Source organism: Streptomyces sp. NPDC127084 (assembly GCF_042724175.1).
In the GTDB taxonomy this organism is placed as follows: Bacteria; Actinomycetota; Actinomycetes; order Streptomycetales; family Streptomycetaceae; genus Streptomyces.
Genome location: NZ_JBHXFA010000024.1, coordinates 27634 through 43514, shown reverse-complemented (window position 1 = coordinate 43514; position 15881 = coordinate 27634). Strand labels below are relative to the sequence as shown.

The window sequence follows — 15881 nt, the reverse complement described above, 5'->3', positions numbered from 1 at the left end:
ATGCACCAGCTCTCGGCTTGCCCCGGCTGCGCAGAGCCCCTGGAATCGACCGACCTGTTCTGCGGTGCCTGCGGGTACGACCTGACGGCCGTACCGACGGCGGCCCAGGACCGTCCCACGATGGCCATCGGCTCCCCAGGACCGTGGCCTGGTGCCGCGGGGCAGTACGGGGAGGGCGCACCGGCCTCGGGCCGGCAGCGGCCCGAGGCCACCGACGCGGGCAGCGGTCCGCGGCCCGCGACCGCCATGCGGTACGACGGCCCCGACGCCGCGCCGGCACCGGGCGCGTTCCCGGCTCCACCGCCGCCTCCGCCGCCTCCGTCTACGAGTGCGTACTCTGCGCCGTCCCCGGCAGCGAACACCTTCGCGGCTCTGGGCGACTTCGAGCCGGCCGCGCCCGATCCGCGTACCGCGTCGGCGACGGCGGCAGCACCGGGCGGCAAGGTCTGCGTGGCCTGCCGCGCGGGACGGGTCGACACCGACGGCTACTGCGAGCACTGCGGTCACGCCCAGCCCCGCGAGCGCGATCACATGGAGCGGGGACTCGGCGACACCGTGGCCGCGGTGAGCGACCGCGGACTGCGCCACCACCGCAACGAGGACGCGTTCGCCGTGTCCTCGACGGCGCTGAGCGACGGGTCCCCAGCCGTCGTCGCCATCGTGTGCGACGGGGTGTCGTCGGCGACCCGGCCGGACGACGCGTCCGCGGCAGCCGCCGACGCGGCCAGTGAGTCGCTGCTCGCGGCGCTGCCCCGCGGTGTGCACCCGCAGCAGGCGATGCACGAAGCGATCGTCGCGGCGGCCGAGGCGGTCAACTCGCTGGCCGCCGAGCCGTCCGGGGCGATGGAGCACGATCCGCACCGCCACCAGAACGCCCCGGCGTGCACGCTGGTCGGCGCCGTCGCCGCGGCAGGTCTGCTCGTCGTGGGCTGGGTCGGCGACAGCCGGGTCTACTGGGTCCCGGACGACCGCGGCATGCCCCCGGCCAGGCTGACGGAGGACGACTCCTGGGCGGCCCAGATGGTGTCGGCGGGCCTGATGAGCGAGGCCGAGGCGTACGCGGACGAGCGCGCCCACGCCATCACCGGTTGGCTCGGTGCCGACGCGTACGAACTGGAGCCGCACACAGCCGCGTTCAAACCGGACCGCCCGGGTGTGGTCGTGGTGTGCACGGACGGCCTGTGGAACTACGCGGAGGCGGCGGAGGACATGGCGCTGGCGCTGCCCCCGGACGCGGTCGGCCGGCCGCTGGCGGCGGCGCGGGCGCTGGTCGGGCGCGCACTCGACGGAGGCGGCCACGACAACGTAACAGTGGCCGTCATGCCGTTCACGATGCCCGGTGCGGGGGCAGGATCGGCCTGAACGGGGGGCTCGTACCCATTTCCCCGTCAGGTGCGGTGCTTGCCGCACTTGCCGCGCTTGCTGTGTTGTGCCGTGTTGCCGTGCCTGTTTGATCTATCTGTTCTGTCTGTTGCGCGGAACGTCAAGGAGCCAGTTCGGATGGCGAACTTCGCGAAGTCGAATGTGCCTCGCTTCTCGGTCGAGGTGTACCAGAACGAGTACCTGCCGGAGGGCGGTCGTGAGGTGAACGCGATCGTCACGGTCACCTCCACCGGAGGCGGCACGAGCCGCGGTGGCTCCCTCGTCACCGGCGCAGGTGCCTTCCCGGCGTCGCCGCAGGGCGGCGGTGCGCCGGGCCCTGGCACGGCGGCCGCGGTGGTGCTGATGGTCGACTGCTCGGGTTCGATGGAGTATCCGCCGACGAAGATGCGCAACGCGCGGGACGCCACGGCCGCGGCCATCGACGCCCTCCGCGACGGTACGGCCTTCGCCGTGGTCGCGGGCACCCACGTGGCGAACGAGGTCTTCCCCGGCGGTGGGCATCTCGCGACCGCGAACGAGCAGACCCGGGCCCAGGCCAAGGACGCACTGCGCCGGCTGAGCGCGGGCGGCGGCACGGCGATCGGCACCTGGCTGCAGCTCGCCGACCGGCTGCTGCACTCCGGCGACGCCGCGATACGCCACGGCATCCTGCTCACCGACGGCCGCAACGAACACGAGTCATCCGAGGACCTCAAGGCCGCCCTGGACGCCTGCGTCGGCCGCTTCACCTGCGACGCGCGCGGAGTGGGGACCGACTGGGAGGTCAAGGAGGTCACGGGGGTCGCCTCGGCGCTGCTCGGCAGCGCCGACATCGTCGCCGACCCGGCCCATCTGGCCGCCGACTTCACCCGGATGATGACGGACGCGATGGGCAAGGAGGTCGCGGATGTGGCACTGCGGCTGTGGACGCCGGTCGGCGCGGAGATCGTCTTCGTGAAGCAGGTCGCCCCGTCGGTCGAGGACCTGACCGATCGGCGCACCCAGTCGGGACCACGCGCCGGGGACTACCCCACCGGCTCCTGGGGCGACGAGTCCCGTGACTACCACGTGTGCGTGCGGGTGCCGCAGAGCGGGCTCGGCCAGGAGATGCTGGCCGCCCGGGTCTCGCTGATCCTGCCCGACCCGGCCGGCGGGACCCCGCAGACGCTCTCCCATGGGCTGGTACGGGCGGTGTGGACGGATGACATGGCGGCGTCCACGTCGATCAACCCGCAGGTAGCCCACTACACGGGACAGGCCGAACTCGCCCAGGTCATCCAACAGGGCCTGAACGCACGCAAGTCAGGCGATATCGACGGTGCCACGGCGAAGCTGGGCCGTGCGGTGCAACTGGCGGCGGCATCCGGGAACGAAGGCACCGCGAAGCTGCTCGCGAAGGTGGTGGACGTCGTGGACGTGGCGACCGGTACTGTGCGACTGAAAGCAAAGGTGGCCGACGCGGACGAGATGACACTCGAAACGCGCTCCACAAAAACAGTTCGCGTAAAGAAGTAGACCAAACCGTACGCGACACACGAGTGTGTCAGGCCCTGCCGGGCCCGACGAAGGAGAGGGGGAAGCACCGACATGCCGACCTGCCCGAACGGACACCAGTCGGGTTCCGACGACTGGTGCGAGGTCTGCGGCCATCGCATGACCGGGGCCGGCGCGGTGCCGCCGCCTCCCCAGCCGCAGCCCCCCATGCCCCCGCCACCCCCGCAGGGCTACGGCTACCCGGGCCCTGACGGCCCGCCGCACCCGCGGCCGGGGTACGGCTACCCGGGCCCGGACGCCACGGCACAGGCGGAGATCTGCCCGCAGTGCCGTACGCCGCGCGAGCCGATGGCGCCCTTCTGCGAGGAGTGCCGCTGGAACTTCCTCACGAACACGGCGACGTCGTACACCCCCGTGGCCCCGCCCGGACGCCCCGGCCCTGGCCCCGGCCCCGCCGGTCCCGGCCTTGGCGGTCAGGCCGGCTCCGGCTACCAGACGGGAGCGCCGCACCACCCGGACCCCTACGAGTACCAGGGCTCCCGGCCCTCCCAGCTGAACCGGCCCGCCGAACCACTGATGGGTGAGCAGCCGGGTGCCGGCGGGCGGCCGCCGGGGCCGCCGCCCCCGCCCGGGTTCCCGCAGTCGGGAGCGCCCGCGAGCTACCAGCAGCCCGGCCCGCCGCCCCCGCCGCAGGGCTTCCAGCCGCCGCCCGGGTTCCCGCAGGCCGTACCGGCGCCCCCACCGCAGCACGGCGGCGTCGACGACGACTGGATGCTGCCGCCGCCCTCCCAGGCCCAGCCGCCCCAGGGTCCGCAGCCGTACCAGACGCATCACCACCAGGCTCCCCACGCTCACCAGGCACCTCAGGCGCCCATGGGCTGGACCGCGGTCATCGCGCCCGACCGTGACTACTTCCTGGCGATGATGCAGCGCAGCGGCCCGGAGGCGACCGGTCTCAATCTGCCCGCGTACTCCCCGGAGCAGCAGCTTCCGCTCACCGGGGGCCAGGTCACCATCGGCCGCCGCCGGCACTCCACCGGCGAGTCACCCGACATCGACCTCGCGGTGCCCCCGGAGGACCCGGGCGTCTCGCACCAGCACGCGATCCTGGTGCAGCAGCCGGACGGGGGCTGGGCGGTTGTCGACCAGAACTCCACCAACGGCACCACGGTGAACGGCGGCGAGGACCCGATCCAGCCGTACGTCCCGGTACCGCTCCAGGACGGCGACCGGGTGCACGTGGGCGCCTGGACGACGATCACCATCCGTCTCGGCTGATCCCGGCCGAAGCGACAAGGCGGACGGCCCCGCGGGCCGTCCGCCTCGCCATGGTTCCCCTCCCTGCTTTCCCAGGGCCCGGATCGTTCTCCGGCGCGTCTGAGACCATGGCAGGGTGAATGAGATTCCGCGGGGCACGCTTCAGGAGCAGACCTTCTACGAACAGGTCGGCGGCGAGGACACCTTCCGCCGCCTGGTGCGGCGCTTCTACGAGGGCGTCGCCGAGGACCCGCTGCTGCGCCCGATGTACCCCGAGGAGGACCTGGGCCCGGCCGAGGAGCGGCTCGCGCTCTTCCTGATGCAGTACTGGGGCGGCCCCCGCACCTACAGCGAGCACCGCGGCCACCCCCGGTTGCGGATGCGCCACGCTCCGTTCACCGTCGACCAGGCAGCGCACGACGCCTGGCTGAAGCACATGCGGGCGGCGGTCGACGGGCTGGGGCTCGCACCCGAGCACGAGCGGCAGCTCTGGGACTACCTGACCTACGCGGCTGCGTCGATGCTCAACACGGCGGGGTGAACCGGCCGGGCGCGAACAGCTCGACGGGGTGTGCGGTCGTGCCGGTCAGCGCCAGGTCGGCGAGGATCTCGCCGACCACGGTGACGAATTTGAAGCCATGCCCGGAGAATCCGCAGGCGACGGTGACGGACTCCGGATACCGCGGGTGGCGCGCGATCACGAAGTGCTCGTCGGGGGTGGTGGAGTACATGCAGGTGGCTGCCTTGAGGAAGGCTCCGGGGAGAGTGGGCAGCCGCGGGGCCAGCTGGTCCGCCATGGCCCGGATCTCGTGCTCGTGGACGGTGCGGTCGATGGTCTCGGGAGTGCAGACCTCGCCTTTGCGGAAGAAGGCGACCTTGACCCCGCCCCCTGGCCCGTCGATGGCCGGGAAGCCGTAGACCTGGACCCCGTCGGCGTCCTCCCAGACGTAGACGGGGTGCCGGTCCGGTGCGTAGGGACCGGTTCCTGAGGTGGGCTGGAACCAGTACATCACCTGCCGCTCGATGGCGATCGGTACCCCGAGACCGGGGAGCAGGCCGGGAGCCCAGGCGCCGGGGCACACCACGAGCTGTCCGGCGGTGTGGACGCGGTCGGCGGTATGCACCCGTACACCGCCGGCGTCCGCCTCCCAGCGGATGACGGGTTCACCGAAGCGCAGCTCGGCGCCGTCGCGGGCGGCCAGCTCCAGATGGGCCGATACGGTCTCCTCGGGGCGCAGCAGGCCCGCCCGCGCCTCGTACAGCGCGACCTCGTCGGCGTGGGGTGTGAAGGCCGGGAAGCGCCGGTGCAGCTCCGCCGCGTCGAGCAGCTCGTGCGGCAAACCCCACTGCTCGGCGGAGCGCAGCGCCCCGGCGACGGGCCTGGACTCGGGTCTGCCGATCATCACGCCACCGCAGAGGGTGGCGATCGACCGGCCCGAGTCGCGTTCGAGGCGTTCGTAGAGCTCGTAGGCCCTCAGGAGCAGCGGCACGTAGTCAGCGCCCTCGAAGTAGGCCTGGCGGGTGATACGTGAACCGCCGTGGCTGGAGCCCTTGTCGTGTGCCGGACCGAACCTCTCCAGACCGACGACCCGGGCCCCGCGCGCGGCCAGATGGTGGGCGGCGGCGCTGCCCATGCCACCGAGTCCGAGGACGATCACATCGGTGGCCGGTGCCATCGGCAGCTCCTCAGCACGGATTCCCGGGACCCTGCTCCGGGAGGTGCTCCGGAGCTTCCGTGCACCCTATGCGGGGCGCCCCGTGGTGGGGGTGACGGTCAGCCCGCCGAGTCCCCCGGTGCGTACAGCGATCGAACCGTACGGGGTACGCAGCCGCAACCAGCCGCCCGCGGCCAGCAGGGCCGCCCCTCCGGGTGAGCCCGGGGGCGCTGGGCGCAGGAAGCCCAGGGACTGGGCGGCGTGCACGGCACGCAGTGGCAGTGTGGTGCCGCCGAGGGTGCGGGACCAGATCTCGCGTCCGATGCGGTCCCGCTCGGCGCGGACACGCTGCTCCGGGGGAAGGGCCTCGTCGCGGGCGCGGAACTCGGCGACGGCCGCGGCGACCGCGGCGCGCAGCTCGGGGACCACGGGCAGCCCCGGCTGCTCCCGCCAGCCTCCGCGGGGCGGCAGCACTCCGGCCCATGGCGGACCGGTGACCGCTGACGGAACGGCAAGTTCGGCACCCTCGATGGATTCCAGCAGCTCGCCCGCCGACACGGTGACGTCGAGCGCGGCCGCGGCTGCCGTGCCGGTGTCATCCCGCTCCGCCAGCCGGGCGGTGCGGATGGCCAGCACCTCGAAGGACGGCGGCCTGCCGAACACGGCGAGGCTGCCGCTCTGCCCTCCTCGGGCGCCGCCCGCCTGGATCCGGACCGCCGCGGCCCGGTCGTAGCGCAGCAGCCGGCCGAGGAAGGCGGCGAGGTCCGCCGCCTCCCTCGCGTCGGCGAGCAGCAGGGTCTGCACGGGGGCCGTCATGCCGCGACCGCGTCCTCCGCGACTTCCAGATACTCCAGGAGGAAGGACTTCTCCTCGGCGCTTATCCGTCGCGGACGCCCCGCCGCCAGGTCGAAGGGGACGACGACGGTCGAGGCCCGGACGTACACCTGCTCCGGGTCTTTGATCTCATAGGCGATCGTCAGCGACGCCGCCCCGATCTTCTTCACCCATGACTCCACGGTGACCGGCGTGTGCCGGTGCACCAGGGGCCGTACATAGTCGATCTCATGACGGGCCACGACGGACCCTCCCGAGAACGACGGAGAACCGTCCCCTGGCGCCAGCCGGAACATGAAGTCGATACGGGCCTCTTCCAGATAGCGGAGGAAGACCACGTTGTTGACGTGCCCGAAGGCGTCCATGTCCGACCAGCGCAGAGGGCACTGGTAGATATGCCGAGCCACTGACCTCGTCCTGCCTCAGCCCCGGGTGAGCTTCTTGTAGGTGGCGCGGTGCGGACGGGCCGCGTCCGGACCGAGCCGCTCGATCTTGTTCTTCTCGTAGGTCTCGAAGTTGCCCTCGAACCAGAACCACTTCGAGTCGCCCTCGTACGCCAGGATGTGCGTGGCCACCCGGTCCAGGAACCAGCGGTCGTGGGAGACGACCACGGCGCAGCCGGGGAAGTCGAGCAGCGCGTTCTCCAGCGAGGAGAGGGTCTCGACATCGAGGTCGTTGGTGGGCTCGTCAAGGAGCAGGAGGTTGCCGCCCTGCTTCAGGGTGAGCGCCAGATTCAGCCGGTTGCGCTCACCACCGGAGAGCACACCAGCCGGCTTCTGCTGGTCCGGGCCCTTGAAGCCGAACGCGGAGACATACGCCCGGGACGGCATCTCGACCTGGCCGACGTTGATGTAGTCCAGCTCGTCGGAGACCACGGCCCACAGGGTCTTCTTGGGGTCGATGTTCTCGCGGCTCTGGTCCACGTACGAGATCTTGACGGTCTCGCCGACCTTGATCTGCCCGGAGTCCGGGGTCTCCAGACCCTGGAGCATCTTGAACAGCGTGGTCTTTCCCGCGCCGTTGGGGCCGATCACGCCGACGATGCCGTTCCGCGGCAGGGTGAAGGACAGGTCGTCGATGAGGACCTTGTCGCCAAAGGCCTTGCTGAGGTTCTCGACCTCGACCACGACACTGCCCAGCCGGGGGCCCGGCGGGATCTGGATCTCCTCGAAGTCCAGCTTCCGGGTCTTCTCGGCCTCGGCGGCCATCTCCTCGTAACGGGCCAGACGGGCCTTGGACTTGGCCTGCCGCCCCTTGGCGTTGGAGCGGACCCACTCCAGCTCTTCCTTGAGCCGCTTCTGGCGCTTGGCGTCCTTCGCGCCCTCGACCTTCAGACGGGAGGCCTTGTTCTCCAGGTAGGTGGAGTAGTTGCCCTCGTAGGGGTGGGCACGGCCGCGGTCCAGCTCCAGGATCCACTGGGCCACGTTGTCCAGGAAGTAACGGTCGTGGGTGATGGCGACGACAGTGCCGGCGTACTTGGCCAGGTGCTGCTCCAGCCACTGCACGGACTCGGCGTCGAGGTGGTTGGTGGGCTCGTCGAGCAGCAGCAGGTCGGGCGCCTCCAGCAGCAGCTTGCAGAGCGCGACCCGGCGCTTCTCACCACCGGACAGGTTGGTCACGGCCCAGTCGGCGGGCGGGCAGCCCAGCGCGTCCATGGCCTGCTCCAGCTGCGCGTCGAGGTCCCAGGCGTTGGCGTGGTCCAGGTCCTCCTGGAGCTTGCCCATCTCCTCCATCAGCGCGTCTGAGTAGTCCGTGGCCATCAGCTCGGCGATCTCGTTGAACCGGTCGAGCTTGCCCTTGATCCCGGCCACGCCGTCCTGGACGTTCTCCAGCACGGTCTTGCTCTCGTCCAGCGGGGGCTCCTGGAGCAGGATGCCGACGCTGTACCCGGGCGAGAGGAACGCGTCGCCGTTCGACGGCTGCTCCAGACCGGCCATGATCTTCAGGACGGTGGACTTACCGGCGCCGTTCGGGCCGACCACACCGATCTTCGCACCGGGCAGGAAGCTCAGCGTGACGTCGTCAAGGATCACCTTGTCGCCGTGCGCCTTGCGCGTCTTGCGCATGGTGTAGATGTACTCAGCCAAGAGAAACCGTCCGGCAATATGTGAGTGGGCAGATGGATTCCATCTTGCCTGACCGCCACCCCGGGAACGAAACCCGTTCCGTCAGGGCACGCTGGCCTGGCACTTCGCGACTCATACGGGTAGTCGACCCATCACTCTCCGCAGTTTCGGTGCTCAGTCGTCGGACGGGGTCTTCTTGCGGCGTCCCAGGACGGTCACGGCCCCGCCCACGACCACCAGGGCGACCGCCACACCCGCTATGACCGGGGTCATGCTCGACGAGCCGGTGGCGGCCAGGTTCTCCCCGCCTGGGTTCGCGCCCATCAGCGCCGGGCTGGGCGCCGACGACGGCTGGTCGCTCACGGGTCCCGCCTGGCTGGTGGTCTTGCAGTCCAGCACACCCTCGAAGGTCTTCGAGAAGCCGCCGGGCCCGGTGATCGTGACGTCGTACGCCCGGTCCTCCGGCAGCGGCACGGTCACGGTGCGGGTCTCACCGGCCGCGATGGAGTATCCGAGGCCCATCAACTCGAAGGTGAACGCCTCGTCGCCTGTGTTGCCGGCCGTGATGACGAGACTTCCCTCAGCGCAGTCCTTCCGCGCCGACAGCACCGGTATCGGCCCGCTCTCGGCCCAGGCCGCCGTGGCGGTCGCGGAGACCGTGGACCGACTCGATCCGGCGATTATCTGCGTCTGGCTCCTGGTCGCCCCGGCGAACGCCCGGCCCACCGGGACGGAGGTGGTCGCCTGGACGGAGAGGGTGGCCGTGCCGTCCGCTGCTCCCGCCGGTACGTCGAGGTACAGCCGGCTGCCGTTGACCGCGGAGGCGACGGGCCTGCCGTCCTTGCCGATCACCCTGACGCCCGTGGCGACCGCGTCAGCGGGCGGGGTCACCATGACACTGTCGGCGTCGGTGCGGACCGTCACCGGGCCCAGCCGTCCACCGGCCTTGCCCGATATGGCGTTCGGCTCCAGGCTGAGCGAGGCGCGCGGTTCCCCGATGTCCTTCGCCTTCACCTCCAGCCAGTCGGCGAGCCGCTCGGCTGCCGGGTCGACCGCCTCGACATCGACTCCATCCGAATAGCGCCAGATGGCGACCTGGGTACCCGCGGCGGCGGTCTGCTCGGTCAGCGGCCCGGTGCCCGCCCGGTCGGCGAGCGCCGTGAGGTCGTCGATCTGCGGGTAGGAGTGCAGCAGGATCCACCGGATCTTGCCCGCGTTCTTGTTGGCGCCGAGCGAGGTCTGCTCCCAGGGCGTCTCCAGGTACCTGGCCTGCTCCTGGGTGGGGTTGTGGATGTCCACGCAGTAGGTCTTGAGGCTGCCGCCGCCGTCCACGGTCATCTCGAAGAGTCCGGCGGGCAGTTCCTGGTCCTGGCCCCCGTCGTGCAGCACCGCGCGATCGAACACGGCCAGTCCGCCGAGCGTGGCGGCGGCACCGCCCGCGGGCGGCGGGACTTCATCGGCGGCAGCCGGTCCCGCCGCGCCTATCGAACACACCGCGAGCAGCCCCGACAGCAAAGCCGCCACAGCGAGCCGCACGGCCCCGCGTCTGCGCGCGGAGAACGCCGAAAGCGCGGAGAACGCCGGGGAAGCAGAGAATGCGACAAACACAGACTTTCCCTCCGGGCGAGGCCGTTCGCGTGGGATGCGTGGGGGGAGGAGTGCCTCGCCAAAAGACTCAAGTGCCCCGTGAGCACTGGAAATCCTAGGGGGCAGCGCGAGTCGGTGCCCCGTGATGCCTGGAGATAACCGTTCCGAATCGGAATCGTTATCGCCGCCTTCACATCCCTCAGTCGACAATCGTCAAATCTCCTCAACCGGAAGGTCAGAACGGCGCGCTGAACGTCCTCTCGGCGGCGGCAGCGGCGGCCGGTCGGTCGCCGACTGCGGCGCCCCCGTCCTGTTCGCGCCCCCAAGCCTCCTGGCCATCCGGCCCGTCCCGCCCATCCGGCCCCTTGCCGACGACGCCGACCGTGTCCCCTCTGGCCACCCGGCGAAAGGCGGAGGTGCCCCTCGACAGGTCGTGCCCCACCGCCACGGCGTCGATGTCGACGAACGTCCGCCGCTGTCCTTCCTTCTCTTCGTCCCGGACCCGCAACCTGCCCTGCACCACGAGTGGCTCGCCGACAGCCACCGAGGCCGCGAGGTTCTGCCCGAGCCCTCGCCAGGCCCACACGTTGTAGAAGCTGGTGGCACCGTCCACCCAGAAGTCGCGCTGCCGGTCCCAGCGGCGCGAGGTCACCGCAAAGCGGAACCGCGCGAATCCCCCGCTCGCCGAATCCCGGTACTCCACCGCCGTCGCCACATTGCCCACCAGCGTGACCATCGTCTCGTTCATGTCCGATCTCCTCTGTCCCTCGTGTGCCGCCGTAAAGCCGCGAAGCTGCTGAAGCTGACTACTGGTCCCAGGGTGGATCCGCGCGCCGATTCCCGCCCGGGCCTGTGGACACGGGCGGGAATGTGGAAAACCCCGCCACCCTTTCGGATGACGGGGCGTCGGTCTGCGGCTGCCGGCGGCCGTGTCCTCAGCGTCTCGACACCGTCACGAACTGGTCCCGTACCTCCCGATAGCGCAGCAGTTCGGCCGCGACCGGATCCAGCACACGGGCTCTACCGCACGCCGCCGCCGCCTCCTTGAGCCGCCGTTCCGCGTCCTGCCCGTATCTGCGCGCGGGCCCCTTCGCCGCGCTCGCGCAGGCCCACTCCACCAGCGGCCCTCCGATGATCCCCGTGAGCATCAGCAGCACCGGGGGGATCAGCAACGGCTCCGTGACGCCGACGATCTGGCCCACCAGCCACAGCCCGCCGCACACCTGAACGATCGTCATCAGTGCTTGCGCCAGCACGGCGGCGGGCCACCACTTCGGTCGGGGAGGCCTCGTGTTCGGAGTCCACAGCGTCGCGGCCAGTTCGTCGAGCGCCTCCGGCAGCCCGTCCGCCCCCCGCACCGCCGCCTCCCGCACGGCCTGCGCCCAGGGCACGGGCAGCCCGTGTGCCGCCTCGTCCGCGACGACACGCACGGCCTGTTCGACCCGTTGACGCGCCGTGAGCTCCTCCTCCGCCGGTTCCGGTGGCTGCGGAAGCCCACTGCCGGGCATGCGGACGCGTTCGCACCAGCGCCACAGCCGCAACCACGGCGTGCCACAGGCCCGGCCCGCGCTCCGGCGCCACTGCCGTTCGGCTTCCTCACCGACCGCCGTGGCGCCGACCGCGACCGCCAGCCGGGCAGAGAAGTCGTCCCGAGCGCGCTCACTCAGTCCCGCGTGTCCGTCGGCGACGTAGACGGGGCGCAACGTCTTCGCGGCGGCGTCCACATCGGCCGCGATCCGCCTGGCCGCGGCCGTACGGTCCTGTACGAAGCGGCCGAGCAGCTCCCGCAGATCTGCGACGCCCTCGCCGGTGAGGGCCGACAGGGAGAGCACCGTGGCTCCGGGCTCTCCGTGTTCACCGACCGCCATGCCGTCCTCGTCAAGGAGCCGGCGCAGATCGTCCAGCACCTGGTCGGCGGCTTCGCCGGGCAGGCGGTCGATCTGGTTCAGCACCACGAAGCTGACCTCGGCATGTCCCGCGAGCGGCCTCAGATAGCGCTCGTGCAGCGCGGCGTCGGCGTACTTCTCCGGGTCGACCACCCAGATCACCGCGTCCACCAGCCTCAGTACCCGGTCCACCTGGTCCCGGTGCGCGGTCAGGGCCGAATCGTGGTCGGGCAGGTCCACCAGCACCAGGCCCTGGAGCGCCTCGTCGCCCGAGCCACCCGCCAGCGGTCTGCGGCGCAGCCGCCCGGGGATGGCGAGCCGGTCGAGCAGTCCGCCGGCCCCATCGGACCAAGCCAGGGAGATCGGGGCGGAGGTGGTGGGCCGGCGCAGTCCCGTCTCCGAAACGGGCACCCCGGCGAGGGCGTTGAACAGTGTCGACTTGCCGCTCCCGGTCGCACCAGCGATGGCGACGACGGTGTGCTCCGACGACAGCCGCTGACGCGCCGCCGCCTCGTCCAGCACCCGCCCGGCCTCTTCGAGCACCTGGCCCTCGATCCGGGTACGGGAGAGGCCCACCAGCTCACGGAGTGCGTCGAGACGGTTCCGCAGCGGGGCGGCGTACGGGCCGGGTACGGAGGTGTGCCGCGCTCCCGCCGGGTCCTCGTCCTGGGGCAAGTCCGCGGCACGGCGGGCGATGAGCCCATCGTCCCAGCGTCCGTCCTCAGCGGGCTGGCCGGCCGACTGCGGCGCCGCACCCTCGTCCCCCGCCGTCCCGGGCGCGGTTCCGGGCCCCCCGTCCTCCGCGGCACCGTTCCCGGCCGCCCCGGTGCCACCGGCCTCCTCCCCCGTCTCCCTCTCCGTCCCTTGCGCCGTCCCGCCCTCCTTCCCCTCCTCTGGACCGGCCCCCGAGCGGCCCTCGGTCTCCCCTGTGACTGCGGTCATGGGAGGTCACCTTTCCTTCTGTAGTACGGACAGCGCGGCGATCAGCTCCGCCTGGGGCTCCGGGGACACCTCGAGGGCGTCCAGCGGGGCGAGCCGCCGATCGCGCTCGTCCCGCATGACGCTTTCGACGCAACTCGTCACCAGCTCACCGCCCTTGTCCCGGAGTCGCAGCGCGCTCTGGGCGCCGAGCCGCTCGGCGAGCAGTTCACCGGCCGCCCGGGTGCGCCGGCCACCGAGCAGCGCTGCGGCGAGCAGGGCGGCTACGGTCTCCGGGTCGGGCGCGGCGGACTTGTCCATATCCCGTACCGCCTCGTCCGTGAGCTCCTCCAGCACCCGCCGCCAGCGCCGTACGGCCATGCCGATCCGCTCGGCGCACTCCCGGTCGGCTCCGCCGAACCTGCCGACCGCCCCGGCCGCGGGCTCGCGGCGCCATGCCTCCTGGAGCCGCTCGTCGGCGGCGGCCACCGCGCAGTGCAGCAGCGCGGTCAGGCTCTCGGCGATCGCGTCGAGCACCTCACCGGCCGTACTGTCGCGCGGATAGCCGCGCCAGCGCGTACGGGCGTCCCCGGCGAGCACGGCGCCCCGGCGCAGTTGCCCCAGCGCCCGCTCCGTCTCGCGGGCGTAGGACTCGTCCACGGCGCCGGAGAGGCGCACCGCGGCGGCGTACTGCGCCGCGACGGCGCCCGCGAGCTCGGGCATCCGGAAGGAGAGCGAGTCGATGACCCCGGCCGCTGTACGCACCACGATCGCCCGGCGCGCCACGGGGTCGAGAGCCTGATGGGCCAGCCAGTCCCTCAGCGCGACGACGGCGGACTCTGGGAGCAGCCCGCTGCCGAGACCGGTGGATTCGGGGAGTTCCGGGATCGTGAAGCGCGGCACGTGTCCGAGCCCGGCCTTCGTGAGCAACGCCGCGTACTGCCGGGAGATATCGGCCAGCATCTGGTGCGGCACCCGGTCGAGCACCGTGATCAGCGCGGCGTCGTACTGCTTGGCCGTACGCAGCAGGTGCCAGGGCACGGCGTCCGCGTACCGGGAGGCGGTCGTCACCATGACCCAGATATCGGCGGCGCAGATCAACTCGGCGGCCAGCATCCGGTTCTCGATGACGAGGGAGTCGATATCGGGCGCGTCGAGCAGCGCGAGCCCCGGAGGCAGCGACCCCGCGGTCTCCAGCCTCAGCCCACCCCCCTCCGGCTGCTCCCGCTCCCCGCCGGGAGCCTCGGTCTCCTGCTGCGGCAGCCATACGCGCGCAAGATGCGGTAGCACCCGTACCCCCGCGAACCACTCGCGGTCATCCGGGTGGCACACCAGCACCGGTGTCCGCGTCGTCGGCCGCAGCACCCCGGCCTCGCTCACCCGACGCCCCACAAGGGAGTTGACCAGGGTGGACTTGCCCGCCCCCGTGGACCCGCCGATCACCGCCAGCAGGGGCGCGTCGGGGTGCTTGAGCCTCGGGACCAGGTAGTCGTCGAGCTGCGCGAGCAGCTCGTCCCTGGTCTGCCGGGCGCGCGGGGCTCCTGGGAGCGGGAGTGGCAGACGCACGGCGGCGACACAGTCGCGCAGGGCGGAGAGTGCGTCGATCAGCTGAGGCCGTACTTCCATGGTCACCACATGCGAAGAATGCCCAATTTTGGAGTCGTTTTGAAGCGTATGGCCACCCCTGCGCGCCGATCAGATGGGCGAAATGGGCGAGGCAAGTGAGGCGCAGGCATAACGAGTACACAACACCCGGGGCGACAGGCGGAAAAACCGCTGCAAGAATCGCACCTGCCTGCGATTATCGGTTCGCTTCACCGAACCTCCACATCGTGCCACGCAGGTGAAGCAACCGAGTCAAGGCGAACGGAGCCCTATCCTTGTCCCGGCAAGGTCACGGCCGACCCACCAGGGGCTCCAGGCCACCGAGGCCACATTCGGCCCCCGTAGCTCAGCGGATAGAGCAGGCGCCTTCTAAGCGCTTGGCCGCAGGTTCGAGTCCTGCCGGGGGCACACAGCACGCGCCACCATGAGGCCCTCCACCCCGGAGGGCCTTTTGGCTGGTCAGAGGCAATGTAGCGGGGCAGGCGTAGCGCACACGTAAGCGCCGGACCCTCCCCCGCTTCCATCCGCCTCTTGAGGTCCGAGAGCCGGCCGGAGACACAGCGGGGCGTAGATGGCCAGCAGGACGGGCACGCTGTTGCCTGCCCAGTCGGCGACCTGCGCGGCCGGAATGCCGTCGTTGAGTCACTTGGCCAGACGGGTGTGTCGCAGGTCGTAGACGCGCTTCCCTGTGGGGGACTCGAACTCGTGCGGGGTGAGGGTGGACCCGGTCCGGGAGCCGCCACCGGCGGGGTTCGCCACTTGGGACGATTTCAAAGCCTCGGAGTCACCTGAGCAGCGGGATTCCTGGTTCGCCTGCGTCGGTCCCTCAGGTGTGGGGCCGCGGCTGTACTTCCAGCGTCTCCCCGAGGGGAAGGCCGCCAAGAACCGGGGGCACCTTGACGTGCGGGTCGGCACCGGACTCGTGGGGGAAGAGCGCCTCGCCGCGCTTGAGGCGGAATGCGCACGACTGGTCCCGCTCGGTGCGGTTCACGTGTGCACGCTGTATGACGGCGATGATTCGTGCATCCCGATGCTGGACATCGAGGGCAACGAGTTCTGCATCGACTGAGTGGCCTCGAACGTGTCTTCCAGTGGGAGGGTGCCAGTGGACGCGTAGGCGCCGCGAGTGGCGGTTCGGGGCAACGCTGGACCGGGCGCGGACGGGCGGATTGAGACGCGGCCGCCGGCCGGGCCCCCTTGCGGGGGCGCGGCGGAAA

Annotated in this window: 14 protein-coding genes and 1 tRNA gene; 6 read left to right on the top strand and 9 right to left on the bottom strand. The window is 71.3% G+C overall.

Features of this window, described 5'->3' with window-relative positions; translation table 11 throughout:
- The 4 genes from ACFWI9_RS08745 to ACFWI9_RS08730 all read left to right on the top strand — a co-directional run bounded on the left by ACFWI9_RS08745 (position 1) and on the right by ACFWI9_RS08730 (position 4654).
- A complete protein-coding gene (locus tag ACFWI9_RS08745; protein ID WP_387160001.1) occupies positions 1-1362 on the top strand; it encodes a protein phosphatase 2C domain-containing protein in 1362 nt (453 codons plus the stop codon).
- Between the two features lie 138 nt (positions 1363-1500).
- Positions 1501-2877 (top strand): VWA domain-containing protein, encoded by a 1377-nt coding sequence (locus ACFWI9_RS08740; RefSeq protein ID WP_387160000.1) that lies wholly within the window; start codon positions 1501-1503, stop codon positions 2875-2877.
- A gap of 72 nt (positions 2878-2949) precedes the next feature.
- Entirely contained in the window at positions 2950-4134 is a 1185-nt protein-coding gene (locus ACFWI9_RS08735; protein ID WP_387159998.1) for an FHA domain-containing protein, read from the top strand.
- Positions 4135-4249: 115 nt separating this feature from the next.
- The gene (locus ACFWI9_RS08730) at positions 4250-4654 is read left to right on the top strand and encodes a globin (RefSeq protein ID WP_387159997.1); all 405 of its coding nucleotides are present in this window, start codon (positions 4250-4252) and stop codon (positions 4652-4654) included.
- Here the strand turns inward: ACFWI9_RS08730 and solA are convergent.
- From solA to ACFWI9_RS08690, 8 genes are all read right to left on the bottom strand, one after another.
- The gene (solA, locus tag ACFWI9_RS08725) at positions 4638-5789 is read right to left on the bottom strand and encodes an N-methyl-L-tryptophan oxidase (RefSeq protein WP_387159995.1); all 1152 of its coding nucleotides are present in this window, start codon (positions 5787-5789) and stop codon (positions 4638-4640) included. The genes ACFWI9_RS08730 and solA overlap by 17 nt on opposite strands.
- Positions 5790-5855: 66 nt before the next feature.
- Positions 5856-6584: a hypothetical protein gene (locus tag ACFWI9_RS08720; RefSeq protein ID WP_387159994.1), complete on the bottom strand. Its 729-nt coding sequence runs from the start codon at positions 6582-6584 to the stop codon at positions 5856-5858.
- Entirely contained in the window at positions 6581-7009 is a 429-nt protein-coding gene (locus ACFWI9_RS08715; protein WP_338676713.1) for a thioesterase family protein, read from the bottom strand. The genes ACFWI9_RS08720 and ACFWI9_RS08715 overlap by 4 nt, the downstream gene beginning before the upstream one ends.
- Before the next feature lie 15 nt (positions 7010-7024).
- Entirely contained in the window at positions 7025-8689 is a 1665-nt protein-coding gene (gene ettA, locus ACFWI9_RS08710; RefSeq protein WP_387159992.1) for an energy-dependent translational throttle protein EttA, read from the bottom strand.
- Between the two features lie 153 nt (positions 8690-8842).
- Positions 8843-10276 (bottom strand): Cys-Gln thioester bond-forming surface protein, encoded by a 1434-nt coding sequence (locus ACFWI9_RS08705; RefSeq protein WP_387159990.1) that lies wholly within the window; start codon positions 10274-10276, stop codon positions 8843-8845.
- Positions 10277-10490: 214 nt separating this feature from the next.
- A complete protein-coding gene (locus ACFWI9_RS08700; RefSeq protein WP_387159989.1) occupies positions 10491-11003 on the bottom strand; it encodes a single-stranded DNA-binding protein in 513 nt (170 codons plus the stop codon).
- Between the two features lie 187 nt (positions 11004-11190).
- A complete protein-coding gene (locus ACFWI9_RS08695) occupies positions 11191-13083 on the bottom strand; it encodes a GTPase (RefSeq protein ID WP_387159988.1) in 1893 nt (630 codons plus the stop codon).
- Positions 13084-13089: 6 nt separating this feature from the next.
- Entirely contained in the window at positions 13090-14685 is a 1596-nt protein-coding gene (locus ACFWI9_RS08690) for a dynamin family protein (protein ID WP_387160018.1), read from the bottom strand.
- A 314-nt stretch (positions 14686-14999) separates the two neighbouring features.
- Here ACFWI9_RS08690 and ACFWI9_RS08685 point away from each other — a divergent pair.
- Positions 15000-15072: transfer RNA gene (locus ACFWI9_RS08685), tRNA-Arg, on the top strand.
- 234 nt (positions 15073-15306) lie between these two features.
- On the opposite strand, the gene ACFWI9_RS08680 is transcribed toward ACFWI9_RS08685, so the two are convergent.
- Positions 15307-15438, bottom strand: coding sequence for a hypothetical protein (locus ACFWI9_RS08680; protein ID WP_387160023.1), 132 nt, complete (start codon positions 15436-15438; stop codon positions 15307-15309).
- Here ACFWI9_RS08680 and ACFWI9_RS08675 point away from each other — a divergent pair.
- Positions 15377-15733 (top strand): VOC family protein, encoded by a 357-nt coding sequence (locus tag ACFWI9_RS08675; RefSeq protein WP_387160016.1) that lies wholly within the window; start codon positions 15377-15379, stop codon positions 15731-15733. The two genes, ACFWI9_RS08680 and ACFWI9_RS08675, sit on opposite strands and share 62 nt — an antisense overlap.
- The last annotated feature ends 148 nt before the right edge of the window (positions 15734-15881 follow it).

What these genes read in the sequence shown, in the direction of transcription:
- ACFWI9_RS08745 (WP_387160001.1), top strand. Translation starts at nt 1, where the DNA reads ATGCACCAGCTCTCGGCTTGCCCCGGCTGCGCAGAGCCCCTGGAATCG.
- ACFWI9_RS08740 (WP_387160000.1), top strand. Translation starts at nt 1,501, where the DNA reads ATGGCGAACTTCGCGAAGTCGAATGTGCCTCGCTTCTCGGTCGAGGTG.
- ACFWI9_RS08735 (WP_387159998.1), top strand. Translation starts at nt 2,950, where the DNA reads ATGCCGACCTGCCCGAACGGACACCAGTCGGGTTCCGACGACTGGTGC.
- solA (WP_387159995.1), bottom strand. Translation starts at nt 5,789, where the DNA reads ATGGCACCGGCCACCGATGTGATCGTCCTCGGACTCGGTGGCATGGGC.
- ACFWI9_RS08720 (WP_387159994.1), bottom strand. Translation starts at nt 6,584, where the DNA reads ATGACGGCCCCCGTGCAGACCCTGCTGCTCGCCGACGCGAGGGAGGCG.
- ACFWI9_RS08700 (WP_387159989.1), bottom strand. Translation starts at nt 11,003, where the DNA reads ATGAACGAGACGATGGTCACGCTGGTGGGCAATGTGGCGACGGCGGTG.
- ACFWI9_RS08695 (WP_387159988.1), bottom strand. Translation starts at nt 13,083, where the DNA reads ATGACCGCAGTCACAGGGGAGACCGAGGGCCGCTCGGGGGCCGGTCCA.
- ACFWI9_RS08690 (WP_387160018.1), bottom strand. Translation starts at nt 14,685, where the DNA reads ATGGAAGTACGGCCTCAGCTGATCGACGCACTCTCCGCCCTGCGCGAC.